This is a genomic window from Sphingomonas bacterium, assembly GCF_028292945.1.
Taxonomy (GTDB): Bacteria; Pseudomonadota; Alphaproteobacteria; order Sphingomonadales; family Sphingomonadaceae; genus Sphingomonas.
In genome coordinates this window covers 15310-40841 of record NZ_JAQGLJ010000038.1, presented here as the reverse complement: position 1 = coordinate 40841, position 25532 = coordinate 15310, and the positions used below count along the sequence as shown (strand labels likewise).

The 25532-nt window shown below is 68.6% G+C and carries 26 protein-coding genes and 1 other annotated feature; of the genes, 10 read left to right on the top strand and 16 right to left on the bottom strand.

Annotation, left to right across the window (positions count from 1 at the left end):
- Positions 1-167 precede the first annotated feature (167 nt).
- Positions 168-431 (bottom strand): hypothetical protein, encoded by a 264-nt coding sequence (locus JWN21_RS04875; protein ID WP_299646827.1) that lies wholly within the window; start codon positions 429-431, stop codon positions 168-170.
- A gap of 66 nt (positions 432-497) precedes the next feature.
- Here JWN21_RS04875 and JWN21_RS04870 point away from each other — a divergent pair, with 66 nt between their 5' ends.
- Complete coding sequence (locus JWN21_RS04870; protein WP_299646825.1) at positions 498-1994, top strand: deoxyribodipyrimidine photo-lyase; 1497 nt, start codon at positions 498-500, stop codon at positions 1992-1994.
- Positions 1995-2063: 69 nt separating this feature from the next.
- Here the strand turns inward: JWN21_RS04870 and egtD are convergent, their stop codons facing one another.
- From egtD to JWN21_RS04845, 5 genes are read right to left on the bottom strand one after another with little or no spacing between them, the layout of a single operon-like run.
- Positions 2064-2996: an L-histidine N(alpha)-methyltransferase gene (gene egtD / locus JWN21_RS04865; RefSeq protein ID WP_299646823.1), complete on the bottom strand. Its 933-nt coding sequence runs from the start codon at positions 2994-2996 to the stop codon at positions 2064-2066.
- Positions 2993-4246 carry an ergothioneine biosynthesis protein EgtB gene (egtB, locus tag JWN21_RS04860; protein ID WP_299646821.1) on the bottom strand — a complete coding sequence of 418 codons (1254 nt, stop codon included), beginning with the start codon at positions 4244-4246 and terminating at the stop codon, positions 2993-2995. The genes egtD and egtB overlap by 4 nt, the downstream gene beginning before the upstream one ends.
- Positions 4247-4281: 35 nt before the next feature.
- Positions 4282-4830: a cob(I)yrinic acid a,c-diamide adenosyltransferase gene (locus JWN21_RS04855; protein ID WP_299646819.1), complete on the bottom strand. Its 549-nt coding sequence runs from the start codon at positions 4828-4830 to the stop codon at positions 4282-4284.
- A gap of 29 nt (positions 4831-4859) precedes the next feature.
- On the bottom strand, positions 4860-5093 hold the full coding sequence (locus tag JWN21_RS04850) for a twin transmembrane helix small protein (RefSeq protein ID WP_299646817.1): 234 nt from the start codon (positions 5091-5093) through the stop codon (positions 4860-4862).
- Positions 5094-5102: 9 nt separating this feature from the next.
- Positions 5103-6092 (bottom strand): glutamate--tRNA ligase family protein, encoded by a 990-nt coding sequence (locus tag JWN21_RS04845; RefSeq protein WP_299646815.1) that lies wholly within the window; start codon positions 6090-6092, stop codon positions 5103-5105.
- A 71-nt stretch (positions 6093-6163) separates the two neighbouring features.
- Here JWN21_RS04845 and JWN21_RS04840 point away from each other — a divergent pair, with 71 nt between their 5' ends.
- A complete protein-coding gene (locus JWN21_RS04840) occupies positions 6164-6730 on the top strand; it encodes an HNH endonuclease (RefSeq protein ID WP_299646813.1) in 567 nt (188 codons plus the stop codon).
- A gap of 119 nt (positions 6731-6849) precedes the next feature.
- On the opposite strand, the gene JWN21_RS04835 is transcribed toward JWN21_RS04840, so the two are convergent.
- Both JWN21_RS04835 and JWN21_RS04830 read right to left on the bottom strand, forming a co-directional pair.
- Positions 6850-7773 (bottom strand): cation transporter, encoded by a 924-nt coding sequence (locus JWN21_RS04835; RefSeq protein WP_299646811.1) that lies wholly within the window; start codon positions 7771-7773, stop codon positions 6850-6852.
- Positions 7770-8192: a hypothetical protein gene (locus JWN21_RS04830; RefSeq protein ID WP_299646809.1), complete on the bottom strand. Its 423-nt coding sequence runs from the start codon at positions 8190-8192 to the stop codon at positions 7770-7772. Before JWN21_RS04830 ends, JWN21_RS04835 begins: the two co-directional genes overlap by 4 nt.
- Before the next feature lie 122 nt (positions 8193-8314).
- Between JWN21_RS04830 and JWN21_RS04825 the strand changes: the two genes are divergently transcribed.
- Complete coding sequence (locus JWN21_RS04825) at positions 8315-10387, top strand: TonB-dependent receptor plug domain-containing protein (protein WP_299646807.1); 2073 nt, start codon at positions 8315-8317, stop codon at positions 10385-10387.
- On the opposite strand, the gene clpS is transcribed toward JWN21_RS04825, so the two are convergent.
- From clpS to JWN21_RS04810, 3 genes are all read right to left on the bottom strand, one after another.
- Positions 10388-10762, bottom strand: a complete 375-nt coding sequence (clpS, locus tag JWN21_RS04820) for an ATP-dependent Clp protease adapter ClpS (protein WP_299646805.1) — start codon at positions 10760-10762, stop codon at positions 10388-10390.
- 194 nt (positions 10763-10956) lie between these two features.
- A complete protein-coding gene (locus JWN21_RS04815; RefSeq protein ID WP_299646803.1) occupies positions 10957-11598 on the bottom strand; it encodes a phasin family protein in 642 nt (213 codons plus the stop codon).
- Between the two features lie 81 nt (positions 11599-11679).
- Positions 11680-13392 (bottom strand): alpha/beta fold hydrolase, encoded by a 1713-nt coding sequence (locus JWN21_RS04810; protein ID WP_299646802.1) that lies wholly within the window; start codon positions 13390-13392, stop codon positions 11680-11682.
- A gap of 46 nt (positions 13393-13438) precedes the next feature.
- Here JWN21_RS04810 and JWN21_RS04805 point away from each other — a divergent pair, with 46 nt between their 5' ends.
- Positions 13439-14647: an LL-diaminopimelate aminotransferase gene (locus tag JWN21_RS04805; protein WP_299646800.1), complete on the top strand. Its 1209-nt coding sequence runs from the start codon at positions 13439-13441 to the stop codon at positions 14645-14647.
- A 111-nt stretch (positions 14648-14758) separates the two neighbouring features.
- Positions 14759-14814, top strand: a sequence feature (sul1 is cis-regulatory element that is thought to sense ions involved in sulfur or methionine metabolism; They are found in Alphaproteobacteria).
- 68 nt (positions 14815-14882) lie between these two features.
- Positions 14883-16382 carry a SulP family inorganic anion transporter gene (locus JWN21_RS04800; RefSeq protein WP_299646829.1) on the top strand — a complete coding sequence of 500 codons (1500 nt, stop codon included), beginning with the start codon at positions 14883-14885 and terminating at the stop codon, positions 16380-16382.
- Between the two features lie 19 nt (positions 16383-16401).
- On the opposite strand, the gene JWN21_RS04795 is transcribed toward JWN21_RS04800, so the two are convergent.
- Positions 16402-16881 carry a helix-turn-helix domain-containing protein gene (locus JWN21_RS04795; RefSeq protein ID WP_299646798.1) on the bottom strand — a complete coding sequence of 160 codons (480 nt, stop codon included), beginning with the start codon at positions 16879-16881 and terminating at the stop codon, positions 16402-16404.
- A 132-nt stretch (positions 16882-17013) separates the two neighbouring features.
- Here JWN21_RS04795 and JWN21_RS04790 point away from each other — a divergent pair, with 132 nt between their 5' ends.
- Together JWN21_RS04790 and JWN21_RS04785 are read left to right on the top strand one after the other, a co-directional pair.
- On the top strand, positions 17014-17355 hold the full coding sequence (locus JWN21_RS04790; RefSeq protein WP_299646796.1) for a hypothetical protein: 342 nt from the start codon (positions 17014-17016) through the stop codon (positions 17353-17355).
- Positions 17356-17396: 41 nt separating this feature from the next.
- Positions 17397-19508, top strand: a complete 2112-nt coding sequence (locus JWN21_RS04785; protein ID WP_299646770.1) for a bifunctional (p)ppGpp synthetase/guanosine-3',5'-bis(diphosphate) 3'-pyrophosphohydrolase — start codon at positions 17397-17399, stop codon at positions 19506-19508.
- On the opposite strand, the gene JWN21_RS04780 is transcribed toward JWN21_RS04785, so the two are convergent.
- On the bottom strand, positions 19505-19966 hold the full coding sequence (locus JWN21_RS04780) for a hypothetical protein (RefSeq protein WP_299646768.1): 462 nt from the start codon (positions 19964-19966) through the stop codon (positions 19505-19507). The genes JWN21_RS04785 and JWN21_RS04780 overlap by 4 nt on opposite strands.
- A 95-nt stretch (positions 19967-20061) precedes the next feature.
- Between JWN21_RS04780 and JWN21_RS04775 the strand changes: the two genes are divergently transcribed.
- On the top strand, positions 20062-21861 hold the full coding sequence (locus tag JWN21_RS04775; RefSeq protein ID WP_299646766.1) for a DUF885 family protein: 1800 nt from the start codon (positions 20062-20064) through the stop codon (positions 21859-21861).
- A gap of 12 nt (positions 21862-21873) precedes the next feature.
- Entirely contained in the window at positions 21874-22854 is a 981-nt protein-coding gene (locus tag JWN21_RS04770; RefSeq protein WP_299646764.1) for a M48 family metalloprotease, read from the top strand.
- Positions 22855-23044: 190 nt separating this feature from the next.
- Here the strand turns inward: JWN21_RS04770 and JWN21_RS04765 are convergent, their stop codons facing one another.
- Complete coding sequence (locus JWN21_RS04765; protein WP_299646762.1) at positions 23045-23218, bottom strand: hypothetical protein; 174 nt, start codon at positions 23216-23218, stop codon at positions 23045-23047.
- Positions 23219-23310: 92 nt separating this feature from the next.
- Here JWN21_RS04765 and JWN21_RS04760 point away from each other — a divergent pair, with 92 nt between their 5' ends.
- On the top strand, positions 23311-24423 hold the full coding sequence (locus JWN21_RS04760; protein ID WP_299646760.1) for a glycosyltransferase family 2 protein: 1113 nt from the start codon (positions 23311-23313) through the stop codon (positions 24421-24423).
- Here JWN21_RS04760 and JWN21_RS04755 read toward each other — a convergent pair.
- Both JWN21_RS04755 and JWN21_RS04750 read right to left on the bottom strand, forming a co-directional pair.
- Positions 24357-25085 carry a class I SAM-dependent methyltransferase gene (locus JWN21_RS04755; RefSeq protein ID WP_299646758.1) on the bottom strand — a complete coding sequence of 243 codons (729 nt, stop codon included), beginning with the start codon at positions 25083-25085 and terminating at the stop codon, positions 24357-24359. The two genes, JWN21_RS04760 and JWN21_RS04755, sit on opposite strands and share 67 nt — an antisense overlap.
- Complete coding sequence (locus JWN21_RS04750) at positions 25086-25517, bottom strand: GtrA family protein (protein WP_299646756.1); 432 nt, start codon at positions 25515-25517, stop codon at positions 25086-25088. It abuts the gene before it with no gap.
- Positions 25518-25532 lie beyond the last annotated feature (15 nt).

Genomic DNA, 25532 nt, shown 5'->3' with positions numbered 1-25532 from the left:
GGCGCTTGGGTCGCGCAAGCCCTACCCGAGTAACCCAGCCCCGCCGAAAGCCGGGGCCCCGCCGGCGCGGAGCGCCGCTCGACGCTACCGCGTCGAGCATTCTGTAGTGGCTAGGCCGCGGCTTTCGCCGGGGAAGGGCTAGAGGTTGGAAGGTCGAAGGGTGAGAGCTAACTTCCCTGCTTGCCCCTCTGCCACCACCACCGCGCCAGCCCGCCGATCGCGATCACGGCCCAGGCGGTCTCGATCACCAGCGCCGAGAGGTTGAACGCGCCCAACAGCGAGATCAGGATGCCGATCGCGCCGAGCAGGTTGAGCAGCAGCGCGGCGGGCTTGAGCGGATCGATGCGCCCGCCGACGGTCAGTCCATAGGCGATCAGCAACAGCAGCACGCCCAGCAGGCCGATCGCATCGAGAAGGGTGAAGCTATCCATGTTGCCGGAGGTGGACGTCGCGAACGCCTTGCGCAACCTGCGCGCAACGCGGGGTGTTGCGTCACGATGACCGATCCCGTTCAACTGCTCGCCAGCTGGCGCGAGGCGCCGCGGGTCCGCCGCCTCAATGAGCATCCCGTCGCCACCTCTGCGAAATACGTGCTGTGCTGGCTGCAACAGGCGCTGCGCGCGATCGACAACCCGGTGATCGACGCGGCCGTGCGGCTCGGCAATGCCTGGGGTCTGCCGGTGCTGGTCTATCATGGCGTGCGCGAGGATTACCCCTATGCGTCCGACCGGCTGCACCGGTTCATCCTGGGCGCGAGCCGCGACCTGGAGCGCGACTGCGCCGCGCGTGGGCTGCGTTGCGTCAACTTCGTCGATCGCGCCGCCAAGCGCGAGAAGGGGCTGGTCTATCGCCTTGCCGCCGATGCCGCCGCCGTGGTGCTGGAGGATCAGCCCGCGTTCGTGGCGCAATGGCAGGCAGAGCGGTTCGCCGCGAGGGCCGATGCGGCCGTGCTGGCGGTCAACGCGGCGTGCGTGGTGCCGCCGCTGGCGCTGGAGCAGGGGGTCAGGACCACGTCGGCCTTCCGTCGCCGGCATCAGGCGGCGCGCGAGGAGTGGTATGGCTGGACCGACGAGGCGGCGACGGAAAGGCCGTATGCGGGCAAGCTGCCCTACACGCCCGACCTGCTCGCCGACCTGAGCGACGCCGATCTGGACGCGCTGGTGGCGGAATGCGCGATCGACCACGCGCTGCCGGCACCAGCGATGTTCCCGGCGACCCGCGCGGAGGTGGCGGTGCGGCTCCAGCGGCTGCAGGACGAGGTGCTGCCCGCCTATGCCGACGCGCGCCGTCTGGCGAGCCGGCCGGAGGGGGCGAGCACGCTGTCGCCTTATCTCCATTTCGGCATGGTCGGTCCGCGCGAGATCGTCGCGGTGGTCGAGCAGGCGGATATCCCCGCGACCGAGCGTTCCAAGTTCCTCGACGAGTTGCTGACCTGGCGCGAGTGGTTTCATTACAAGGCGCGTTCGCTGCGCGTGCCCGAGCGATATGATCGCGTGCCGGCCTGGGCGCAGCGCGAGCTCGCCGAGCATGCCGAGGACCCGCGGCCAGAGCAGGAGCCGATGCGCGCGCTGCTGCTGGGCGAGACCGCCGACGAGACGTGGAACGCGTGCCAGAAACAATATCTGGTCGACGGCTGGATGCACAACAATTTGCGCATGTACTGGGCCAAGCGGATCATCGCGATGACGCCATCGCCCGAGGCCGGCTGGGCGACGGCGTGCTACCTCAACGACCGGCTGAGCCTGGATGGCCGCGATCCGTCCACCTATGGCAACCTCGCCTGGGCGTTCGGCGACGCGCAGCCGGGCTATCGTCGGTTGCCGATCTTCGGCCTTGTCCCGACCCGCGTCGACACGACGCTGCGCAAGGTCAACGGCGACGACTGGTTCGCGCGCGCGGCGGCGCGGGCGGGGCCGGCGCTGGACGTGCCGGATGAGGTGCCGGTGGATCCGTATCTGACGGGGGAGCTGCCGTTGCCGATGGTGAAGGGGTAGCTGTTCCGGTTGCCCTTTTCCCCAGTGTCCGCCGGGGAAGAGCAATGAAGTGGAGCCGCTCTCCTGGCTCTAGGGTGCCACCTCCACCTCACGCGCCGCCGCCAGATACACCGCGAACAGTCCGTCCGCGTCCGTCCACTCCTTCACCGGCGTCCATCCGCCCGCCGCCAGCAGCAGGCGCGCATCTCGGCTGCCGTATTTGTGGCTGTTCTCGGTGTGGATGCTCTCGTCCACCGCGATCGCGAACCGCTCGCCCGCAACCGTGAACGCGATGTCGCGGGTGGCGAGCAGGTGCATCTCGATCCGCGCCGCCGCGTCGTTCCAGCGTGCCTCGTGCGCGAACGCCTCCAGCGGAATGTCGCCGGCCAACTCGCGGTTGATGCGCGCGAGCAGGTTGACGTTGAACTCCGCCGTCATGCCGGCCGCGTCCTCATAGGCGGCGATCAGCACGGCGGGGTCCTTGATCCGGTCCATGCCGATCAGCAGCTGCGCGCCCTGTCCCAGGGTGTCGCGCATCCGGCGGAGCAGGTCGACGGCGTCGGCGGGCCCCATGTTGCCGATCGTCGAACCGGGGAAGAAGCCCAGCTTTGGCAGCGCGGCGACGTCGTCGGGAAGGCGCACCGCCTGCATGAAATCGGCTTCCACCGGCAGCACCGCCAGCGCCGGGAAGTCGGCCGAGAGCGCCTGCGACGACTCGCGGAGGAACGCGCCCGAGATGTCGATCGGCACGTACGCGGCAGGCGCAATCGCGCCGAGCACCAGCGGCGTCTTGGCCGACGAGCCGGAGCCGAACTCCACCACCGCGCGGCCAGTGCCGGTCAGCGCGGCCAGTTCCGGCCCGATCCGCGCCAGGATCGCGGCTTCGGTGCGGGTCGGGTAGTATTCGGGGAGCGCGGTGATCGCCTCGAACAGCTCGGACCCGCGGCGGTCGTAGAACCACCGCGCCGGGATCGCGCGCGGGCGGGCGCGGAGGCCGGCGATCACATCTTCGCGGAAACTCACCGGTCGCGGGCGAGGCGCACGCCGGTGAACTGCCAGCGTTGGTGGGGGTGGAAGAAGTTGCGGTAGCTCGCGCGCACATGCCCGCGCGGGGTGGCGCACGATCCGCCGCGCAGCACGAACTGCCCGCTCATGAACTTGCCGTTATATTCGCCAACCGCGCCCTCGACGGCGCGGAAGCCGGGATAGGGGCGATAGGCGCTGCCGGTCCATTCCCAGACATCGCCGAACGGGGCCGGACCGCCGCGGGTCGGTCGTGGCTCGACCGGACCGGCCGTGTCCAGCTGATTGCCGCCCGCCGGATCGTGCGGGGTGGCGAACACCTCCCACTCGGCTTCGGTCGGCAACCGCGCGCCGGCCCAGCTGGCATAGGCGTCCGCTTCGTAGAACGAGACGTGCGTGACCGGCGCGGCGGGGTCGATCGGGCGTCGCCCGTCCAGGCCGAAGCGCGTCCAGCCGCCGTCGCGCTGTTCCCAATATAGCGGCGCCGCGATGTCGTGCGCACGCAGCCATGTCCAGCCGTCGCTGAGCCAATGCCGCGCGTCGCGGTAGCCGCCATCGGCGATGAATTGCATCCACTCGCCATTGGTGACGGTGCGGTCGGCTACGCCATGCGGGTGGAGCAGCACCGCGTGGCGTGGCCCCTCGCAGTCGAAGCCGAAATCCGAGGCGTGATGCCCGATCTCGGCCGAGCCGCCCGGGTGTTCCAGCCAGCGGATCGGGCCGGGCATGGCGACGGGAACCTTGGGCGCGGGTGGCCACAGCGCGGGTTCGAGCGGGTTCTCGCTGAGCAGATGGAGGATATCGGTGACGAGCAGCTCCTGGTGCTGCTCCTCGTGGTGACAGCCCAGTTCCACCAGCGTGCGCGCTTCCGCCGACAGGCCGGGGAGCGCGTCGGCCAGGCCTGCGTCGACATGCGCGCGATACGCCCGCACCTCGTCGAGCGTCGGGCGGGTCGCCATCCCGCGACGGTCACGCGCGTGGCGGCGGCCTTCGGCCTCGTAATAGCTGTTGAACAGGAACGGCCAGCGTCCGTCGTGCAGCCGGTAGCCGGCGACATGATCGCGCAGCACGAAGGTCTCGAAGAACCAGGTCGTGTGCGCGAGGTGCCACTTTGCGGGCGAGGCATCGGGCATCGACTGCACCGTCGCATCGGCGTCCGACAGCGGGGTGGCGAGTGCAAGGCTGAGCGCGCGCACGCGGACGAAGCGCGTCGCCAGCGCGTCGTCGGCGGCCTGCAATGGATTCAGCATCACGGCCCCCTTCTCGCGTCAACGCGCAGAGGGCGTTAGCGCTCCGCGCCCGGCACCCATAAGATGTCGCTGGCCCCGCCGTCGTTCGCCCGACGCGCGGCGCAGAACAGCCAGTCGGACAGCCGGTTGAGATAGGCGAGCGCCCCCGCACCGACCGGCGGCTCGACGGCGACCGCCTGCCGCTCCGCGCGCCGGGTGATCGCGCGCGCCAGATGCAGCGCCGACGCCGCCGCCGTGCCGCCGGGCAGGACGAAGCTGGTCAGCGGCTGGAGCCGCGCAGTCATCGCGTCGATCTCCGCCTCCAGCCGCTCGATCTGCGCGGGCACGATGCGCAGCGCACCGTCGATGGCGAGCGGGGTGGCGAGGTCCGCGCCCAGGTCGAACAAGTCGTTCTGGATGCGCCGCAGCGCCGTGGCGGTCGCGTCGTCGGCGTGCAGCACCGCCAGCCCGATCGCGGAGTTCGCCTCGTCCACATCGCCGATCGCCGCGATCAGCGCCGACGCCTTGGCGACGCGCGAGCCGTCGACCAGCCCGGTCGTGCCGTCGTCGCCGGTGCGCGTGTAGATCTTGTTGAGCTTGACCATGCCCGTCCCCCTTCAGCGGGCGGCGCGGATCAGCCGTTCTTGCCCGCCGCGAACATGATCACGACGACGAGCAGGACGGCGAGCGCCTGATAGAAGATCCGCCTCTGCATCATGCGGTTCGATTTCAGCGACGCAGCACTCGGCCCTTCGCCGTCGCGCACCGCCGCATGACCCAACGCCAGGAAGGAAACGATGCCGCGCACGAGCGCCACCACAGCGGCAATCATGGCGGCGACGAGCAGGATGGAGAGGAACGTTGACATGCACCATATCTAGGCCGTCGTGAGCGCAAATCCAGTGGGCAAGCGCCCCGCGCGCAACCTTTGTGCCAGCGCCGGCCCGTCCTCGCCTGCCTCGCGCAGCGCAGCGAGTGTCGGGCTGCCGTGCCGCTTGGCGAGCCGCTCGCCGGCGGCGTCGGTGAGCAGCGGATGATGATGGTAGCGCGGCGTCGGCAGGCCGAGCAGCGCCTGCAGCAGCCGGTGCACATCGGTCGCGGCGAACAGGTCCGCGCCACGGATGATGTCGGTGATCCCCTGCGCGGCGTCGTCGACGGTCACGGCGAGGTGATAGGAGGCCGGCGCATCCTTGCGCGCGAGGATGACGTCGCCGTGCGCGGCGGGATTTGCCTGGACCCGGCCGGCGATGGCGTCGTGCCAAGATAAATCCTCTCCGGCACGGGGAGGTGGCGCGCGGCGATCGCCGCGTGAGGGTGGGGGCTCTCGACCGGGAGCGCCCTCGCGGCCTGCCCCCGCCACCACCGCGCGTCGCGCGGCGGTCCCCCTCCCTGTCCCTGGGAGGATCGAGACGGCTTTCATGACATCCAGCCGCCAGCAATGCGGGCGGCTCAGGTCCGGCGCGACCAGTCCCCGGCACGTCCCCGGATACACCGCCTCCACGCCGTGCGGTGCCCCTGCACTCGCGGCCGCGACGTCGGCGCGGGTGCAGAAGCAGGGATAGACCAGCCCCGCCGCCTTCAGACGCTCCAGCGTCGCCGCGTAGAGATCGAGCCGCGCCGACTGGAACACCGGCGGCTCGTGCGCGAGGCCCAGCCACGCCAGATCCGCCAGGATTGCCTGGACATGCTCCGCGCGCGCGCGGCTGCCGTCGATGTCCTCGATCCGCAGCAGGAAGCGCCCACCGTGCTCTGCCGCAAAGTCATGCGCCAGCACTGCCGACCAGGCATGGCCGAGATGCAATCTACCGGTCGGCGAGGGCGCAAATCGGGTGACGACGTCGTTAGCTGGGGCTTGACCCGGAATCATCGGTTATGCTGTCATCGCAGCGTCTCGGTCGCGACGCACAGCGATCGTAACGCGCAATGCTGGGAGGAGCCGTGTTTCATCCCGATCTGATCCGCCACCCCGATGGCTGCCCCGCGCTCGTGCTCAACGCCGACTACACGCCGTTATCCTATTACCCGCTCAGCCTGTGGCCGTGGCAGACGGCGGTCAAGGCGATGTGGCTCGACCGCGTCGACGTCGTCGCGTGCTACGAGCGCGAGGTGCGCAGCGCCACCGTCGCGCTGAAGCTGCCCAGCGTCATCGCGCTCAAGCAGTTCGTGAAGCCGTCGCAATTCCCCGCTTTCACCCGCTTCAACCTGTTCCTGCGCGACCGGTTCGAGTGCCAATATTGCGGGCATGGGCGCGAGCTGACGTTCGACCATGTCGTCCCGCGCGCGCAGGGCGGCCGCACGACGTGGGAGAATGTCGTCACCGCCTGCGCGCCCTGCAACCTCAAGAAAGGCGGCCGCACGCCGAAGCAGGCGAACATGCCGCTGCACATCGACGCGATCCGCCCGACCTCGTGGCAGCTGCAGGAACATGGGCGGAGTTTTCCGCCCAACTACCTGCACCAGACATGGCGCGACTGGCTGTACTGGGACATCGAGCTGGAGGCGTAGCGCGGCGAGCACGCGCCTAGCGAAGCCGGGTGCGAGACGCGCAAGCTCGGCCGGCGCGCGGCAGAGCAGACCCGCTCGAGGTCACGACGCGGCTTTGCCGCGGCGCTGCTCGCCCCTCCCTAACCACCCTCCGGCCGCGGCGGCACGAAGCCGACATGACCGAGCCGCCAGCTTCGTGCCGGATCACCTGGCCAGTAGTCGGCCGGATCCAGCGTCGCGCCCGGCGGCACCGCGCCGACCACCTGCACCGCGATGACCCGCCCCAGCTCGCGCAGGTGGATTTCCGCGCCCGGAAACCGGGCCGACATCGACGCATGCAGCGCGTTCGCGTCCGCCGCGACGTCGACGCCGTCCAGCTCGCGCGGCGCGCCGTCGATCAGCTCGGCGGAGGCGGAACGAAGCGCGCGCACGCCGTCATGCAGGATGCCGAGCGAGATCACTCCCGCCGCCAGCGCGTCCGCCCACCACCAGCCCAGGCCAATGCCGATCACCCCACCAATCCCCGCCACGCCGGTCATCCAGTCCGCCTTTTGCGTCTGCGCATCGGTGAACAGCGTCTTGTCGTTCAACTCGCGCGCCAGCGGCAGCTTCAGGCGACCCAGCACGACCGGCACCGCGATCGAATACAGCTGCGCCGCGACCATCACCCAGCCGAGCCAGACCTCGCGTCCCAGGATCACCACCCCGCCGACCGTGGCGTGCTCGCGCGCGGCCAGCGACATCACCGACTCGACCAGCAGTACGCCGCCCAGCACCGCCAGCGCCGCCGCCGCGATCGCGAACGCGAGGCCTGGCGCGCGCGCGAAGCCGTTGGGGAAGCGCGAGGTCGGCCGGTGCCGTTCGACGCGCGCCGCCATCAGGAACACGATCGGCGCGGTGAGGCTCAGGCAGTCCTCGATCCACGCGGTCTTCATCACCTGGCTCGACCCCATCGCCAGACCCATCACCGCGATCACCGTCGCGATCAGCCCGATCGTCCACCATTCCAGCCGCTCGGCGCGCTTGAGGGTCGCCTGCAGCTTGGGTGGGAGCGCGTCGTTCATGCGCCCCCCTCCGCCCGCGCAGCGCGTTCGACCAGCATGATCCAGGCGTTCTCGCCGTTGCGCGCGACGATATGTTCCCGGTGCGCGCCCTCGTCGAGCGGAGGGCCCAGGGTCACCCGGGTCGCCCAAGGCGTTTTCGCGTCGAAGCGGCCGCCGACCACGAGATCCAGCCTGCCTTCTTCCAGATCGAGCAACAGCGGCTCCAGCTGACCGCTCCGGACCACTGGTCGCGCGCCCGTCGCGCGGGCGACGTCCGCCAGCACGCGCATCCCCGCCGCGTCGGTCGCGCCCGCCACCCTTCCGACCGTGAACCGCCCTTCGCGCTGAATCCGATCCAGCGTGCCGTCGGGATCGCGCGGCAGCGGGGCGCAGGTGGCGATCATCGTTGCGCCGATCACCGCCGCCATCAAGCCTTGCATGATCCTGCCCCGCCCCTTTGTCGCGGCCGACAATAGGCAGGGTTGGGTTGCGCCGCCAGCGCCATCGCCTCCCGATTACAAACGTAGTTGACGTCGCCTGTTGAGGTGATACACTGTACTACATGACCACCACGCTTCTGCGCTTCGCCTCTGTCTCGCTGCTCGCCCTCGCTGCCTCCGCGACCGCGCAGACGCCCCCGGTGCCCGCCCCGCAGGCCGACGCCGCCCCGGTGACGCGGACCTACCTGCCCGCCGATTTCACCCGGTTCGCGCCCAAGACCGCGTTCGACATGCTTGCCCAGGTGCCCGGCTTCTCCATCGTCGAAGCCGAACAGGAACGCGGGCTGGGGCAGGCGTCGGAAAACGTGCTGATCAACGGCCAGCGCATCGCCGACAAGTCCGGCGGCGCGGTGGGCCAGCTCCGCAAGCTGCCCGCCGCCCAGGTGGAGCGGATCGAGATCGTGGAGGCCGCGACGCTCGGCCTCGCCGGACTGACGGGCCAGGTCGCCAACGTCGTCGTCAAGGCGGCGCGCACCGGCAGCGGCCAGTTCGAATGGCAACCGGACTTTCGCGCCCATTACGCCCGGCCCAATCTGTTTCGCGGCTCGGCCAGCTACACCGGCAGGAGCGGGGCGATCGACTACACGCTGTCGGTCGACAACCAGGCGGGACGTGGCGCGTTCGGGGGGCCGGTGCTGATCACCGGTCCGGACGGTGCGCTGATCGAACGGCGCGAGGAAGTGCTTCACAACGAGTCGGATCTCGTGACGTTCAAGACGCGCTTCGGCCTCGACGGACCCGGGTCGATGACGGCTCGGCTGACGCTGTCGGTCACGCCCTATTGGGCACCGGGTTTCACCAGCGACCGGCGCGTGCGCGCCGACGGTGACGATCGCACCCGCATCACGCGGAGTCAGCTGACCGGCAGCTTGTACGACATCAACGGCGAGGTCGACATGGCGCTGGGCTCGGGTCGGCTCAAGCTGATCGGCATCCGGCACTATGATTTCGAGCCGCGCGAGACCACGCAGATCACCAGCTTCGACTCGGGGGTGCCCGCGGCGGGTATTCGCCTGAACCGCACCAGCTTCATCGGCGAGACGATCGGGCGGGCGGAATATGGCTGGAACGGCGGCAGGAACGCCTGGCAGCTGTCACTGGAGCGCGCGGTGAACGTGCTCGACCAGCGCGGCCGCCTCGCCGGGCTGACGCCGGCGGGCGGGTTCGATCCGCTGCCCTTCCCCGGCGGCACGGGCGAGGTGCGCGAGGTCCGCTACGAGGCGACAGGCACGCTCAGCCGGCCGCTCACGCCCAAGCTGGACCTGCAGCTGGTGCTCGGCGCGGAGCAGAGCAGCCTCGCGCGGGTCGACGGCGATGGCGCGGCGCGGCGATTCTTCCGGCCGAAGGGCAGCGCGTCGCTCGCCTGGCGGCCGACCAAGGGCACCGACGCCAGCCTGAAGCTCAGCCGCCGGGTCGGGCAGATCAGTTTCTATGACTTCCTGTCGCAGCCCAATCTGACGCAGGATCGCGAGAATGCGGGCAACCCGGATCTCGTCCCGCCGCAGAGCTGGGAGCTGGAGGGGCAGGTCGCGCGCGAGCTGGGCCGGTGGGGCAAGACGCGACTGCGCGCCTATGGCCACCGTGTCGAGGACATCATCGACATCGTGCCGATCGGCGCGACCGGCGAAGGCGTCGGCAACCTGCCCAGCGCCACGCGGCTGGGCGTGGAGAGCGTCAGCACGCTGCAGTTCGATCCGCTGGGCTGGAGCGGCGCGCGGCTGGACGCCACGATCGGGTTCGTGCGCACCCGCGTGCGCGATCCGCTGACCGGTGACCAGCGCCCGATCAGCGGCACCCGCGACGCCTATGTCAAACTGGAGTTCCGGCGCGACGTGCCCGGCAGCCCGCTCGCCTGGGGCGGCAGCGCATCGTACGATCACAACGCGCGCCACTTCCGCCTGTCGGAGGTGTTCCGCAGCTGGGAAGGCCCGGTGTTCGACAGCCTGTTCGTCGAGCACAAGGATGTCTTGGGCCTGACCGTCCGGGCGCAGGTGGCCAATTTGCTGAACGCCCGCCACCGGCTCGACCGCTTCGTCTATGCCGGCCGCCGGAACACCAGCCCGCTGCTGTTCCGGCAGGAGGCCGACCAGCTGATCGGGCCGATCTTCCAGTTCCTGGTCAGGGGAAGCTTCTAGCTACGCCTTCTCAAGCGTGCATTGCAGCGGGTGCTGGTTCTGCCGCGCGAAGTCCATCACCTGGCCGACCTTGGTCTCGGCGACCTCGTAGGAAAAGGTGCCGCACACGCCCACGCCCTTTTGATGGACGTGCAGCATCACCCGCGTCGCCGCCTCCATGTCGAGGCGGAAGAAGCGCTGCAGGCACAGCACGACGAACTCCATCGGCGTGTAGTCGTCGTTGAGCATCAGCACGCGATAGGGTGTCGGCTGTTTGGTCTTCGCACGCGTCTTGGTGGCCAGGCCCGTGCCGGTACGGCCCCCGCCCTCGGTATCGCCGTCCCCGTCCGGGTCGGTGCCGCGCCGTTCGGCCGCTTGGAATGGTTCGCGCTGCATGAGTCGACAAAATATGGGCACAGGGCGAGTCGAGGCAAGGGCCAACTAAGAAAAGGGCGACGATCCGAAGACCGCCGCCCCTTTTCTGCGCAGGCCGTCAGGGGAGTAAATCCCGTGACGTCGGACAGGTTCGCTTCAGCGACCCGCCGGCCGGCCTGGAGGCGTGCGGCTCAGCGTGGCTAAGCCGTCTCGCCTCAGGCGGCTGCCTTTACCTTCTCGACGGCCAGCGCGACGCGGTTGGCGACCGGCTGGGCGACTTCGCCCATCAGCTTCATCATCGACTCGGTCGAGCGCGACGTCTCGGCGACCAGGCCGTCGAACTGCTGGCGGACATAGTCGCCCTGCAGCTTGACGAACTCGGTCGGCGACTTGACCGACGACATCGTGCGGGCCGTGGCGGTGGCGTCCTCGAAGTGCTTGCGCATCGCGGCCGCGCCGTCCTGCGCCAGCGTCTGCATGCCGGCGAACGCCAGCTTGCTCGACTCGACCAGCGCCTCGACATTGCCCTTGTTGAAGTCGTTCCAGTCGGCGAACAGCCTGGTGCTCTTCGCCATCGCGTCCTGCGCGCGGCCGCTCATGTCGGCAAACGCGGCCTGCGTCTTCTCGGTTGCGGTCTGGGTCATGTTCTCGATCGTCGTGGCCATGGTCGTTTCCTTGGAAGAGATCGCCGGCAGCGCGGCGGTCGGGTTGGGCAGGGTGGAGGGAGCCTCCGCAAAGGTGGCCGGCGCCGCGACGAACGGTTCAGCCGACTTGGCCTTCTTCGGCTTGGGCGCGGCGAGCGCCGCCGGGATCGATTCCGCGGACTCGAGCACGGGCAGAACGGGGAGATCGGACACGGCAGGCTCCTTTGTTGCAGTGCAACATAGAGGAACCCGGCGGCGCGTCAAGTAAAATGGTGCAGTGCAACATTTGTTGGATTAACGCGCGCGCACATACTCCCCGGGCGCGTCGCACAGCGCCGGCAGCACTCCCTCGCCCGGGACGCGCGCGCCTTCCGCCGCGACCTCCGTTCCGTCACGGTCGCGCAGCCAGTCGATCCAGTCCGGCCACCAGCTGCCCTTCGTCTCCGTCGCCCCCGCGACGAATTCGGCCAAGGTGTCGACCTTCGCGTCGTTGCGCCAATATTGATATTTTCCCGCCGCCGGGTGGTTCACCACGCCCGCGATATGCCCCGATCCCGCCAGCACGAAGCGCAAGGGACCACGGAACAAATGCGTGATCTTCCACACGCTTTCCGCCGGGGCGATATGGTCCTCGCGCCCCGCCTGGACATAGGTCGGCGTCGCCACCGTCGTCAGGTCGATGGGCGTGTCCAGCACCGACAGCCGGCCCGGCTCTACCAGCAGATTGTCGCGATACAGGTCCGCGAGGTAACTGCCGTGCCACCCTGCCGGCAGGTTGGTGGTGTCCCCGTTCCAGTGCAGCAGGTCGAATGCCGGATAATCGTCACCCAGCAGATAGTGGTTGGTGACGTAGTTCCAGATCAGATCGCGCCCGCGCAGCAGGTTGAAGGTCGCGGCCATCACGCGTCCGTCGAGATAGCCGTCCCTGGCTAGCCCGGCGACCATCTGCATCTGCTGGTCGTCGACGAAATGCTTGAGCTCGCCGGCATCGGTGAAATCGACCTGCGCGGTGAAGAAGGTCGCACTCGCCACCTTGTCCGCCTCCCCCTTCGCGGTCAGCACCGCCAGCGTCGCGGCCAGCGTCGTGCCCGCGACGCAATAGCCGATCGCGTGCGTGGCCGGCACGTCCAGCAGGTCGCGCACCGTGTCGATCGCGTCGATCTGGGCGGCGACGTAATCGTCCCATTTCACGTCCGCCATGCTGGCGTCGGCGGACTTCCACGACACCATGAAAACGGTCAGTCCCTGGTCCACCGCCCAGCGGATGAAGCTCTTCTCCGGCGTCAGATCGAGGATGTAGAAGCGGTTGATCCAGGGCGGAAAGATCACCAGCGGCGTGGCCAGCACGCGGTCCGTCGTCGGCGAATACTGGATCAGCTCGTACATCGGCGTGCGCTTGACGACCTTGCCCGGCGTCGTCGCCAGGTTGCGGCCGAGCTCGAAAGCGTCGCCCGCGGTGTGCGTCAGTTGCCCCTTGTTGAGGTCGGCGAGCATGTTGCCCATGCCGGTGAGCAGATTCTGTCCGCCCGTCTCGGCCGTCCGCGCCAGCACCTGCGGGTTGGTGAGCGGGAAGTTGGACGGGCTCATCGCGTCGGCCAGCGTGCGCGCGGCAAAGCGCAGCTTCTCGCGCTGTGCGTCGTCGACGCCGTCCATGCGATCGACGCTCGCCATCAGCGCCGCGCTCGCCTGTTCGTACGCCTGCCGCATCGCCGCGAAGCCGGGTTGCGACCAGCTGGGGTCCTTGAACCGCTTGTCCGCGGTGGGCGCGACCTCGACAGGTTCGAGGAACCGCTGCCACAGGTGCAGCCCGTCGCGCCAGAACTGGCCCACGCGTTCGATCGTCGCCGCGTCGTTGACGCCGGGCACGCCGCCGCCGGTCTGCTTCCCCGACTCCTTCATCGTCGCGATCGCCTGCTCCAGCAGCTTCTCCTGTTCGGCACCGACGGTGCGCAGCCAATCGACAGGGCTCGCCAGTGGGGGGCTGGTGGGCGGAACGGACTCGGCCATCGGATCACCTTTGCTTCGAACAGTCGAAACGCTGTAGCACGCGAACATGTCCGACGATTTCTACCGCATCAAGCGCCTGCCGCCCTACGTCATCGCCGAGGTCAATTCGATGCGCGCGGCGGCGCGCGCGGGGGGCGAGGACATCATCGACCTCGGCATGGGCAATCCCGATCTGCCGCCGCCGCCGCATGTCATCGCCAAGCTGGTCGAGGTCGCGCAGAAGCCCGACGCGCACGGTTATTCGCAGTCGAAGGGCATTCCCGGCCTGCGTCGTGCCCAGGCCAATTACTATGGCCGACGCTTTGGGGTCGATCTCGATCCCGAGACGGAGGTGGTGGTGACGATGGGGTCCAAGGAGGGGCTCGCCAGCCTCGCCACCGCGATCACGGCGCCGGGCGACGTCGTGCTCGCACCCAACCCGAGCTATCCGATCCATACCTTCGGCTTCATCATCGCCGGGGCGACGATCCGCGCGGTGCCGACCACGCCAGACGAGGCCTATTTCGAGAGCCTCGACCGGGCGATGGCGTTCACGGTGCCGCGTCCGAGCGTGCTGGTGGTGAACTATCCGTCAAATCCGACCGCGGAGTCGGTCGACCTTGGCTTCTACGAGCGGCTGGTCGCGTGGGCGCGCGAGAACAGCGTCTGGGTCATCTCCGACCTCGCCTATTCCGAGCTGTATTACGACGGCAACCCGACGCCATCGATCCTGCAGGTGCCGGGCGCCAAGGACGTCGCAGTCGAGTTCACCTCGCTGTCGAAGACCTATTCGATGGCGGGCTGGCGGATCGGCTTCGCGGTCGGCAACGCCAGGCTGATCGCCGCGATGGCGCGGGTCAAATCCTATCTGGACTATGGCGCGTTCACGCCGATCCAGGCCGCCGCCTGCGCGGCGTTGAACGGCCCGCAGGACATCGTCGCGACCAACCGCCAGCTCTATCACAAGCGTCGCGACGTGCTGGTGGAGTCGTTCGCCCGCGCCGGTTGGGACATCCCCAGCCCAAAGGCATCGATGTTCGCCTGGGCGCCGCTGCCGCCGGCGCTGAAGCACCTCGGTTCGCTGGAGTTCTCCAAGCAGCTGTTGACCCAGGCCAAGGTCGCGGTCGCGCCGGGCGTCGGCTATGGCGAGAACGGCGAGGGCTTCGTCCGCATCGCGTTGGTCGAGAACGAACAGCGGTTGCGACAGGCGGCGCGCAATGTGCGCCGGTATCTGGCGAGCATGGGGGTGAATACGCCGGGGCAGGGGGCGGGATGAGCGGACGAGATGCCCGACGCGCACGTTAGTTCGCAGAGCCGGGCGAGACACCGGTGAGCCGTTACCTGACGTTGCACTAATCGCCCGGTCCGGGTAGGCGGCCGTTACTCGCATGGACCCGGTGCAATTCCGGGTGGCTATTCCGGCCGCCGATCCGCCGGACAACACCGCGCACCTGACTTGAGCGTCGCCGTAGCGGCGTCTCCCGGGCGTCCGTTGCGGATTTCCTCCTTTGATCGCCAACTCTGCCGTCGCCCGCTATCGCGCCGAATGGATCAGCGACGCCGCGGGCGCTCGGCGCGATGTCCTCGCCGGCATCGTGGTCGCGCTCGCGCTGATCCCGGAGGCGATCGGCTTCTCCATCATTGCGGGTGTCGATCCGCGCGTCGGGCTTTATGCCTCGGTCGCGATCGCCATCGTGATTGCGTTCACCGGCGGGCGCCCCGGCATGATCTCCGCCGCGACCGCCGCCGTTGCCGTCCTGGTCGTCCCGCTGGTCCGCGATCATGGCGTCGAATATCTGTTCGCCGCGACCATCCTGATGGGAGTGGTTCAGATCGTGGCCGGGCTGCTGCGGCTGGATCTGCTGATGCAGTTCGTGTCGCGGTCGGTGATCACCGGCTTCGTAAACGCGCTCGCGATCCTGATCTTCATGGCGCAGCTGCCACAGCTCATCGACGTTAGCTGGCAGGCTTATGCGATGGTCGCGGCCGGACTGGCGATCATCTACCTCGTGCCGCATATCACCAGGGCCATTCCATCGCCGCTGGTCGCCATCCTGGTGCTCAGCGTTGTCAGCATCGCTACCGGCGCGCCGGTCAACACGGTGGGTGACATGGGCGCGCTCCCGCAAGGCCTTCCTAGCCTCTCCTGGCCCGACGTGCCGCTGACGCTGGACACATTGTGGATCATCCTGCCCTATTCGCTGACGATGGCGGCGGTGGGCCTACTGGAGTCGCTGCTGACCGCGCAGATCGTTGACGACATGACTGACACGGACAGCGACAAGCGCCGGGAGTGCGGCGGTCAGGGCAGCGCCAACATCGTTGCGGCCTTCTTCGGCGGCATGGGTGGATGCGCGATGATCGGCCAGTCGGTGATCAACGTCACATCCGGGGGCCGAGGGCGGCTGTCGACGTTCACAGCGGGCGCGTTCCTGCTGTTCCTGCTGGCGGTGCTGGGGCCGTTCGTCGGGCGCATTCCGATGCCCGCCTTGGTGGCGATCATGATTATGGTGTCGATCGGAACCTTCAGCTGGAACTCGATCCCGAACCTTCGCCGGCACCCGTGGCCATCGTCGGTGGTGATGGTGACGACGGTTGTCGTAGTGGTGGCGACGCACGACCTGGCGCAGGGGGTCCTGGCGGGCGTGCTGCTGTCGGGCATCTTCTTTGCCGGCAAGGTGCGGCGCATGTTCGCCGTCGAACGAACGCTCTCTGAGGACGGCACGACCGCGAATTTCCGTGTGTCGGGGCAGATCTTCTTTGCCTCGGTGGATCGCTTCACCCGCGCGTTCCAGGTCGAGGCGCGCGTTGCCAACGTGCTGATCGACATGACGGGCGCGCACTTCTGGGATATCTCCGGGGTCGCGGCGCTCGACAAGATCGTGGCGAGACTACGGCGCGATGGCGCTCGCGTAGAGGTCATCGGCTACAACCGGGCCAGCGCCGACATCGTCGACCGGTTCGCGCTGCACGACAAGACCGGCGTCCAGATGGGTGCCGTACCTCACTAGGTAGCGGACAAGCTCGATCCTACTCCGCCGCGATCGCCTCCTGGGGGTCGCGCGCGAGGTCCGCCGGCAGCGCCCAGTGGAGGTCGTCCAACCCCAGCACCCGGCCGTCATGCGCCAGCACGTTCATCGGCTGCACCGGTCGCATGTCGCGCTTGTCGACCAGCACGGGGAAGGCCGGCACGCACGTCTCCCAGCGCTCGCCCCACTGGCGCATCGCGATCATCGTCGGCAGCAGCGCCGCGCCCTTTTGGGTCAGGCTGTACTGCACCTTGCGGCGGTCATCGGGCATCGGCTCGCGCTGCAGGATGCCGTACTGGACCAGCTTGGCGAGCCGGCTGGCCAGGATGTTGCGCGCGATGCCCAGTTCCGACTGGAACTCCTCGAAATGGTGCAGCCCGTTGAAGGTGGCGCGCAGGATCAGGAACGACCAGCGCTCTCCGACCGCGTCCAGTGCTGCAGGCAGCGAACATTCGTCCAGCTTTTCCCGGAGCTTGCCCATCCTTCAGATCCTCTTCCTGCGCGAAGCGTACCGCATTTCGCCGACCCTGCGTGAAAAATATAGGTTTCGCGTTGCAACTAGAAACCTATCCGGGTAAGTGGTGATTCGCAACGCATTTACAGGGAGGTTCTCATGCGCCAGGTTCTCGCTTTCGCCGCCGCCATTCTCGTCGGCTCCACCATGATCGCCGCCACCGCCGATGCGCAAACGCCGGGGGGCTATTACGTCGCCACTCCCGCCGCACAGCCGGCCAAGTCGACCCTCGTCACGCGCTCGACCGCCTGGTCGCTGCGCGGCGCCGACTACGTCGCCGCCCGCGCCCCCGAGCGCGACGCGGTGCTGTGCCAGCTGATCGCGCGCAAGACCGGCCAGCTCAGCGGTTTCACCGTCGCGGGCAAAGCGTACGATGCCGATCAGCTCGCCAAGTGCAACGGCGCGAGGGGCGTGGGCTCCGCATCGGTCGCAGCGCGCTAAACAGGTTGCATCGCAGCATGCCGTCGCCCCAAGGTGGCGGCATGCTGCGGCAATATGAGCTGGTGGATCGCGTCCTCGACTACGATCCCGACGCCGACGAGGCGCTGCTCAACCGCGCCTATGTCTTTTCCATGCAGGCGCATGGCAGCCAGAAGCGCGCATCGGGCGACCCCTATTTCTCGCACCCGATCGAGGTCGCGGGAATCCTGACCGACCTCCGGCTCGACGCCGAGACGATCGCCACCGCGATCCTCCACGACACGGTCGAGGACACGCTGACCACGCCCGAGGAGATCGAGCGGCTGTTCGGCCCCAACGTCGCGCGGCTGGTCGACGGCGTGACCAAATTGTCGCGGATCGAGGCGCAGTCCGACAACGAGCGCGCGGCGGAAAATCTGCGCAAGTTCCTGCTCGCCATGTCCGACGACATCCGCGTGCTGCTGGTCAAGCTCGCCGACCGGCTGCACAACATGCGCACGCTCCACCACATCGCCAAGCCCGAGAAGCGCCGCCGCATCGCGCGCGAGACGATGGATATCTACGCCCCGCTCGCCGAGCGCGTCGGCATGTACGAATTCATGAAGGAGATGCAGACGCTCGCCTTTCGCGAGATCGAGCCGGAGGCGTTCGAATCCGTCACCCGTCGGCTCGCGCAGCTCAAGGAAGGTGGTGGCGACCGCATCGCCAAGATCGCGTCCGGCGTGAAGCTGCTGCTGGGCCGCGCCGGTATCGACGCCGAGGTCGGCGGTCGCGAGAAGCATCCCTATTCGATCTGGCGCAAGATGGCGGGGCGGCACATCAGCTTCGAGCAGCTGTCCGACATCATGGCGTTCCGCGTCGTGGTCGGCTCGGACGAGGAATGTTATCGCGCGCTGGGCGCGATCCACCGTCGCTGGCCGATGGTGCCCGGGCGGTTCAAGGACTATATCTCCACCCCCAAGCGCAACGGCTATCGCTCGCTCCACACCAGCGTCATCCATGCCGAGAACACGCGCGTCGAAATCCAGATCCGCTCCAAGACGATGCATGCCGAGGCGGAATTCGGCCTGGCCGCGCACTGGGCGTACAAGGAGGGCACGCGCGCCGAGGTCGGCGGGTCGGGGGACCATAGCTGGATCCGCGATCTGGTCGAGATCCTCGATACCGCCGCGACGCCCGAGGAGCTGCTCGAACATACCCGCATGGCGATGTATGCTGACCGCATCTTCGCCTTTACGCCCAAGGGCGAGCTGACGCAGCTGCCCAAGGGCGCGACGCCGATCGACTTCGCCTATGCGGTCCATACCGATCTCGGCGATCAGGCGGTCGGCGCCAAGATCAACGGCCGCGTCGTGCCGCTGTCGACGGTGATCGAGAATGGCGATCAGGTCGCGATCCTGCGCTCCAAGGCGCAGGAGCCGCAGCCCGCCTGGCTGGACGTCGCGATCACCGGCAAGGCGCTCGCCGCGATCCGCCGCCATCTGCGCCACAAGGAACGCGACGAGCATCTCAAGCTCGGCCGCAAGCTGCTCGACGACATCATCGCGCGTCTGCCCGCCACGCTGGCCGCCGATGCGACAGACCACGCGCTGCGCCGACTGAAGCTAGTGGACGAGGCGGCGCTGCTGATCGCGATCGCGCGGCACACGCTGACCGACGGCGCGGTGATGGAGGCGCTGATGCCCGGATCGGCGGGTGCCGACATGGCGGCCGCCGCGCCGCAGGTGCAGGCGATCTCGATCAAGGGGCTGACGCCGGGGGTCGCGTTCGACCTCGCCACCTGCTGCCATCCGGTGCCCGGCGACCGCATCGTCGGCCTGCGCCGCCCGGACGCCGGCATCGAGGTCCATGCGATCGAGTGCGCGGTGCTGGCCGAACTGGCGGATCGCTCCGCGGAGGAGACCGACTGGCTCGATCTCGGCTGGGGCGACGGCGCGGACGGCGCGGTGGCGCGGGTGTCCGTGATGGTCAGGAACGAGCCCGGCGCACTGGGCCTCGTCGCGTCGGTGATCGGCCAGCACAAAGCCAACATCATCAACCTGCGCCTCGACACCCGCGATACGCGCTTTCACACCAACACCATCGACGTCGAGGTCCACGACCTGGCGCAACTGCTCCGGCTGATGGCGGCGCTGCGCGCGGCGGATGCGGTGCACGCGGTGGAACGGATCTAGCGCACCCAGCGCGTCATGGCGGGAAAGCAGCCCGGCTCCGCCAGCCCCCAGAACACGAGCAGCGGCACGCCGAGCGGCGAGCCCTGCGAGAAGACCTCGATCAGCCAATCCGAGTCGCCGCGATAGCCGTCCGCATGAAACAACAACCGCGGCTCGATGCCGATCGCCTGCGCCGCCGCCCACGACCAGGCGATCGCCGCCATCTCCTCGCCCGCGTCATCGGCCACCTCCGCCCTTGCGGTCCGGACAGCCGGGTCGCTTACCGCGACATGACCCGCCTCGTGCAACAGGTCGCCCGGTTGCGTCAGTCGATCGGGATCGAACACGACCGTCCCGTGCCGTACCGTGATCGCGGACAGCAGCGTGTCCTGGCCGAGCGCCTCTGCGGCGACCGGGATGCCGATGTCGGTCAGGAAGGTCAGGATGCGGGCGGTGGCGGGGTGGTCGTACGCGCTCATCGACGCAGCGTAGCGACGCAAACGCGGTAGCGACAGCCGCGCCGCTGCCGTACGGTCGCGCAGCTTGCTATCGTGTCGCGCCCGAGGAGAACCACATGCACCGCCGTCAGTTCATCGCCGGCAGCACCGCCGCCGCCACCGTCGCGCTGCTGCCGGGTGAAGCGTTCGCGCAGAAGGGCGACGCTGCGCTGACCGCCGCGTTCGACACGATCTTCGCCGACACGGTGCAGAACGCGCCCGAGCTGGCGACATCGCTGGGGCTCGACAAGGGTGCGAACGCAGGGTTGCGGCGCAAGCTGGGCGACGGCGGGCCGGGCGCGCTTGCCAAGGACCTCGCGCGGGCACGCGGCCATCGCGCCCGTCTGACCAGGATCAACCCCGCGTCCCTCTCAGCGCAGGCGAAGATCGATCGCGAGGTCGTGCTGTATTCGGTCGATCAGGCGATCGTCGGGCCGGAACGTTTCGGGCTCGGCTCGCCGCAGCAGCCGTATCGCATCTCGCAACAGGACGGCGCTTACTTCTCGCTGCCGGACTTTCTCGATACCACCCACCCGATCGCGACCGCCGACGATGCATCGGCGTATCTCGACCGGCTGGCGCTGGTTGGACGCGCGCTGGACGACGACACGGCGGTGCAACGCGAACAGGCGGCGAAGGGTCGGCTCGCCCCCGACTTCTGCCTCGATCTGGCGCTGGCGCAGATGACCAAGCTGCGTGGCGCCTCGCCCGCCGACAATGGCCTGACCCGCAGCCTGGTCACGCGTGCGCGCGAGGCAAAGCTGACCGGCGATTATGGCACCCGCGCCGCCCGGCTGGTCGAGCAGACCGTCTATCCGGCGCTCGACCGCCAGATCGCCGCCGTCCGCCAGCTGCGGACAAAGGCGCGCAGTACCGCCGGCCTGCAGGCCATTCCCGGTGGCGATGCGATCTACGCGGCCGCACTCGCGCAGGCGACCACGACCAATTTCACGCCCGCGGAGGTGCATCGCATGGGCCTGGAGCAGGTCGCCGACCTGTCGGCGCAGCTCGACACGATTCTGCGGGGGCAGGGCCTGACACAGGGCAGCGTCGGCGCGCGGCTGGCGCAGCTGAACAAATCTCCCGCTCAGCTCTATCCCGACACCGATGCCGGGCGTGCGGCGCTGCTCGCCAGCCTCAACACCGGCAACCGCGCGATGCAGAACCGCCTCGCCAAGGCATTCTCCAATGCGCCCGATGCGCCGCTGGAGATCCGCCGCGTCGCGCCGGCGATTCAGGATGGCGCATCGAACGGCTATTATTATCGCGCCCCGCTCGATGGCTCCCGCCCCGCGATCTACTGGATCAACCTGAAATCGGTCGCCGACTGGCCGAAATACTCGCTCCCGGCGCTGACCTATCACGAGGGCGTGCCCGGCCATCACCTGCAGATCTCGACCGCACAGCGCGCGGCGACGCATCCGCTACGCAAGATCGCCTTCTTCAACGCCTATCTGGAGGGATGGGCCCTGTACGCGGAGCAGCTGGCGGACGAGCTGGGCGGGTTCGCGAGCCCGATCGAGCGGGCGGGATACCTGCAGTCGTTCCTGTTCCGCGCGGCCCGGCTGGTGGTCGACACCGGCATTCACGCGCAGGGGTGGTCCAGAGAAAAGGCGACGCAGTATTTCGTCGATACCGTCGGCTTCGCCCGCCCGCGTGCGCAGCGCGAGATCGAGCGTTACTGCGTGCTCGTCGGCCAGGCCTGCTCGTACAAGATCGGTCACGCATCCTGGTTGCGCGCCCGCGCCGAGGCGCAAGCGATCGCCGGCAACAAATTCGATCTGAAGCAGTTTCACGATGTGCTGGAAGCCGGCGCGATGCCGCTGGTGATGCTGGAACGACTCACGGCTGAGCGTGCGCGCACTGCCCGTGCATGAGGGAGTGAGTGTATGCGTAGCCGTCTGACTTTTGCCGCCGCGCTGCTGCTCGCGAGCGCGCCCGCCACGGTGGCGGCGCAGGCGCGCAGCGTCTCGGCGTCCGACAAGGCGACGGGCGCGCAGGCGCATCCGCAGCTGATGGCGCAGTTCGGCGGCGCCTATCGCGGCGAGGAGGCCGCGACGGTGGAGCGGGTCGGCAGGCGCGTGGCGCTGCAATCGGGGCTGTCCAACGCGGGCAGCGACTTCACCGTGACGCTGCTCGATTCCCCGGTCGAGAACGCCTTCGCGATCCCGGGCGGCTATGTGTACGTCACTCGCCAGCTGCTCGCGTTGATGAACTCCGAAGCCGAGCTGGCCTCGGTGCTGGGGCACGAGGTCGGCCATGTCGCGGCGCGCCATGCCAGCAAGCGCAACACGCGCGCGCAGGTCGGCAACATCGCCGCGTCGATCCTGGGCTCGGTGACGGGCAGCAGCCTGCTCGGCCGCGCGGCGGGCATGGGCTCGCAGCTCTACACGCTGCGCTTCAGCCGCGAGCAGGAGTTCGAGGCCGACAATCTGGGCGTGAGCTACATCGCCCGGGCCGGCTACACCCCGCACGCGCTCGCCGACATGCTCGCCGGGCTGAACGACTCGACGCGATTGCAGGCCGCGATCACCGGCAAGACGGCCGGCGGCCCGACCTGGATGTCGAGCCATCCCAACGGCGCCGAGCGCATGACCCGTGCGGCGCGGCTGGCGGCGGCAACGGGTCGGCCGGATACGACCGGGACGCAGGACCAGCGCTTCCTGCGCATGCTGGACGGGCTGCCCTATGACGACGGCAGGAAGGTGGTGCGCGTCCATACCGTTCGCGCGGGCGACACGGTCGCCCGCCTCGCCGCACGCATGGCCTATGGCGATCGACAGGTGGACCGGTTCAGCGTCCTCAACGCCCTGGACCCGCGTGTGGCGCTGCGGCCCGGAAGGCTCGTCAAGCTGATCGTCGCGCGCTGATCACCAAAGGGGGCGGACGCCGAACTGGTCGAGCTTGTCGTCGATCGATTCTTGAGCGCGGCGGGTCAAATCAGGCGCGCGATCGGCCGACCAAGCCAAGGCGTGAGTGTCGAGGAGAAGTCTCGATCGTCATCCTTGGGCCAACCTGTGCATTCATCGCGTAGCGGCTCTCAAAAGCTTGGCGGCACGGTCAGTCCTTCAACGTTCCCGGCTGACGTTTGCCCGTCAGAGGCGCGGCTGTCGGCACAAGCTTGAGCTTGACTGCGCCTCGCCGTTCGATGTCGATTTCCTCGCTGCCCGTTGCGCGATCGAGGACAGCCGCGAGGTGGGCGCAGGCTTCATCCTTGCTGATCACGGTCGCCACGGCGGGTTCTCCTTGCAGAAACCCCAGCCCTACGCACGCCGTGTCACAACTTGCCCCATGACGCCCCCGCTGGTCCCCGCTAGATGCAATCCATGCGCCCTGCTTTGTCCGTCGTCATCCCCTGCTACAACGAAGCACCGTGCCTGGAGATGCTGCACGAACGGGTCAGCACGGCCGCGCGCGCGGCCGTGGGTGACGATCACGAGATCGTGCTGGTCAACGACGGCAGTCGCGATGACAGCTGGGCGGTCATGCAGCGGCTCGCGGCGGCGGACCCGCGGCTGGTGGCGATCAACCTGTCGCGCAATCACGGGCATCAGCTCGCGCTGACCGCCGGGCTGGATCTGTGTGCGGGTGAGCAGATCCTGATCATCGACGCCGATCTGCAGGATCCGCCCGAACTGCTGGCCGACATGCGGCGCGCGATGGCGGAGCAGGGCGCCGATGTCGTCTATGCCGTCCGCCGCAACCGGCAGGGCGAGACGCTGTTCAAGAAGGCGACCGCGGCGATCTTCTATCGCCTGCTCGACCGCCTGACCGACACGGAGATCCCGCTCGACACCGGCGACTTCCGGCTGATGAGCAGGCGGGCGCTGGACGCGTTCCTCTCCCTGCCCGAACAGGCGCGTTTCATCCGCGGCATGGTGGCCTGGGTCGGGTTCCGGCAGGTGCCGTTCCCGTACGACCGCGCCGAGCGGGCGGCGGGCGAGACGAACTATCCGCTGGCCAAGATGCTGCGGCTGGCGTTCGACGCGGTCACCGGCTTCTCCACCGCGCCGCTGCGGTTCGCGAGCCATGCGGGGCTGGCGCTGACCGGGGTGGCGCTGCTGCTGTTCATCTACGTCGCGGTGGGCTTCTTCTCCGGCTCGGCGGTGCAGGGCTGGACCTCGACCATGCTGGTGGTCGTGTTCCTGGGCGCGGTGCAGATGTTCGTGCTCGGGATGATCGGCGAGTATCTGGGTCGCATGTATGTGGAGGTGAAACGCCGGCCGCTTTACCTCGTCGCCGACATCACCGGCCCGGTGCAGGGGCGCGCGAGTATCGGGTTCGTTGCGGATCAGAGCCCTTCCCCGTTCGTGTCGAGCGCAGTGGAGACACATGATCCCTCGACTTCGCCCAGCTCGAACGGAGGGTTGGGTCAGGCAGGCACCGCCAACGTCACCAGCGATATCCCGGGCGTCAGCGGCACCCTGCCGACCAGGTGACGTTCCAGACGGAAGATCCGCTCGAACAGCGCGTTCACCAGCCCCGGCGGCGGTGAGTCATCGCTGTCCTGCCGCCCGGTCAGCTTGCCCGCCAGCCGTCCCGCGGCAGCGAGGGGGAACAGCAGCGAGTTGAGCCAGCCGAGCTTCTCGGGCCGCAACCCCGCCTCCGCGATCGCCGCCCTGAGCGATGCCTTGGTATAGCGGCGGTGGTGGTGGTTGACCACGTCGTGCGCGCTCCACATCCACGGATGCGCGGGAACCGCGATCAGGATCTTGCCGCCGGGTTTCAGACACTCGCCCATCGCCTTGAGCGCGGCGACGTCGTCGGCGATATGCTCGACCACGTCGAGCACGGCGATCAGGTCGTAGGCGCCGCGCTCCACGCCCGGCAGTTCTGGCAACGGGGCGTCCCCGACCGGCCGGCCGAGCCGCTCGCTGGCGATCGCCCGGGCGGCGGGGTCGATCTCGATCGCCTCCACCGCGCCGAAGCGGGCGAGCATCGGCAGATTGTGACCCGTGCCGCAGCCGATCTCCAGGATGCGCGCGTCGCCCGGCAGCGCGCCGTAACGCTGGAGGTAGCTTTGCAGAACGTCACGCCGCGCCCGGTACCACCAGTGGGTGGAGTCATGCGCCGCCATTCGGTCGTAAACGACACGGTCCATCTATTTGAACACCCACAGCCGGTTGAGGAGAAACGTGACCAGCGGCGTCACGAACAGGATCGGCAGCAGCGGCCACCACCATGGTCCCGCCAGCACCGCATCGTCCGTCAGCAGCCACACCCAGAAGCTGTTCGCGCCATAGCTGAACAGCGACACGACGAAGAACTTCCAGCTCGTGTCTTTCGCCTCCGCGCCGTGGCCGCGAAAGCTCCAGCGGCTGTGCAGCAGATAGCCGGACACGACCGCCACGACATAGCCGGCCAGGTTGGCGACCTGCTCCGAGGTCCAGCCGAACCCCGCCAGTGGAGAATAGACGGCGGTGTACAGCCCGGTCGTCAGCCCGCCCGCGACCGCGAAGCGTACCAGCTGCCCCGCCGCCTCGCTCCGCCGCCATTGCTCCAGCCGCCCCATGCCTGACTGCGCCGCTGCCACTCCTTGCCCTTTGCC

Bases quoted from the DNA above. Each gene is read 5' to 3' on its own strand.
- JWN21_RS04875 (WP_299646827.1), bottom strand. From the start codon at position 431: ATGGATAGCTTCACCCTTCTCGATGCGATCGGCCTGCTGGGCGTGCTG.
- JWN21_RS04870 (WP_299646825.1), top strand. From the start codon at position 498: ATGACCGATCCCGTTCAACTGCTCGCCAGCTGGCGCGAGGCGCCGCGG.
- egtB (WP_299646821.1), bottom strand. From the start codon at position 4,246: ATGCTGAATCCATTGCAGGCCGCCGACGACGCGCTGGCGACGCGCTTC.
- JWN21_RS04855 (WP_299646819.1), bottom strand. From the start codon at position 4,830: ATGGTCAAGCTCAACAAGATCTACACGCGCACCGGCGACGACGGCACG.
- JWN21_RS04850 (WP_299646817.1), bottom strand. From the start codon at position 5,093: ATGTCAACGTTCCTCTCCATCCTGCTCGTCGCCGCCATGATTGCCGCT.
- JWN21_RS04845 (WP_299646815.1), bottom strand. From the start codon at position 6,092: ATGATTCCGGGTCAAGCCCCAGCTAACGACGTCGTCACCCGATTTGCG.
- JWN21_RS04835 (WP_299646811.1), bottom strand. From the start codon at position 7,773: ATGAACGACGCGCTCCCACCCAAGCTGCAGGCGACCCTCAAGCGCGCC.
- JWN21_RS04830 (WP_299646809.1), bottom strand. From the start codon at position 8,192: ATGCAAGGCTTGATGGCGGCGGTGATCGGCGCAACGATGATCGCCACC.
- JWN21_RS04825 (WP_299646807.1), top strand. From the start codon at position 8,315: ATGACCACCACGCTTCTGCGCTTCGCCTCTGTCTCGCTGCTCGCCCTC.
- clpS (WP_299646805.1), bottom strand. From the start codon at position 10,762: ATGCAGCGCGAACCATTCCAAGCGGCCGAACGGCGCGGCACCGACCCG.
- JWN21_RS04810 (WP_299646802.1), bottom strand. From the start codon at position 13,392: ATGGCCGAGTCCGTTCCGCCCACCAGCCCCCCACTGGCGAGCCCTGTC.
- JWN21_RS04805 (WP_299646800.1), top strand. From the start codon at position 13,439: ATGTCCGACGATTTCTACCGCATCAAGCGCCTGCCGCCCTACGTCATC.
- JWN21_RS04795 (WP_299646798.1), bottom strand. From the start codon at position 16,881: ATGGGCAAGCTCCGGGAAAAGCTGGACGAATGTTCGCTGCCTGCAGCA.
- JWN21_RS04790 (WP_299646796.1), top strand. From the start codon at position 17,014: ATGCGCCAGGTTCTCGCTTTCGCCGCCGCCATTCTCGTCGGCTCCACC.
- JWN21_RS04785 (WP_299646770.1), top strand. From the start codon at position 17,397: ATGCTGCGGCAATATGAGCTGGTGGATCGCGTCCTCGACTACGATCCC.
- JWN21_RS04780 (WP_299646768.1), bottom strand. From the start codon at position 19,966: ATGAGCGCGTACGACCACCCCGCCACCGCCCGCATCCTGACCTTCCTG.
- JWN21_RS04775 (WP_299646766.1), top strand. From the start codon at position 20,062: ATGCACCGCCGTCAGTTCATCGCCGGCAGCACCGCCGCCGCCACCGTC.
- JWN21_RS04770 (WP_299646764.1), top strand. From the start codon at position 21,874: ATGCGTAGCCGTCTGACTTTTGCCGCCGCGCTGCTGCTCGCGAGCGCG.
- JWN21_RS04760 (WP_299646760.1), top strand. From the start codon at position 23,311: ATGCGCCCTGCTTTGTCCGTCGTCATCCCCTGCTACAACGAAGCACCG.
- JWN21_RS04755 (WP_299646758.1), bottom strand. From the start codon at position 25,085: ATGGACCGTGTCGTTTACGACCGAATGGCGGCGCATGACTCCACCCAC.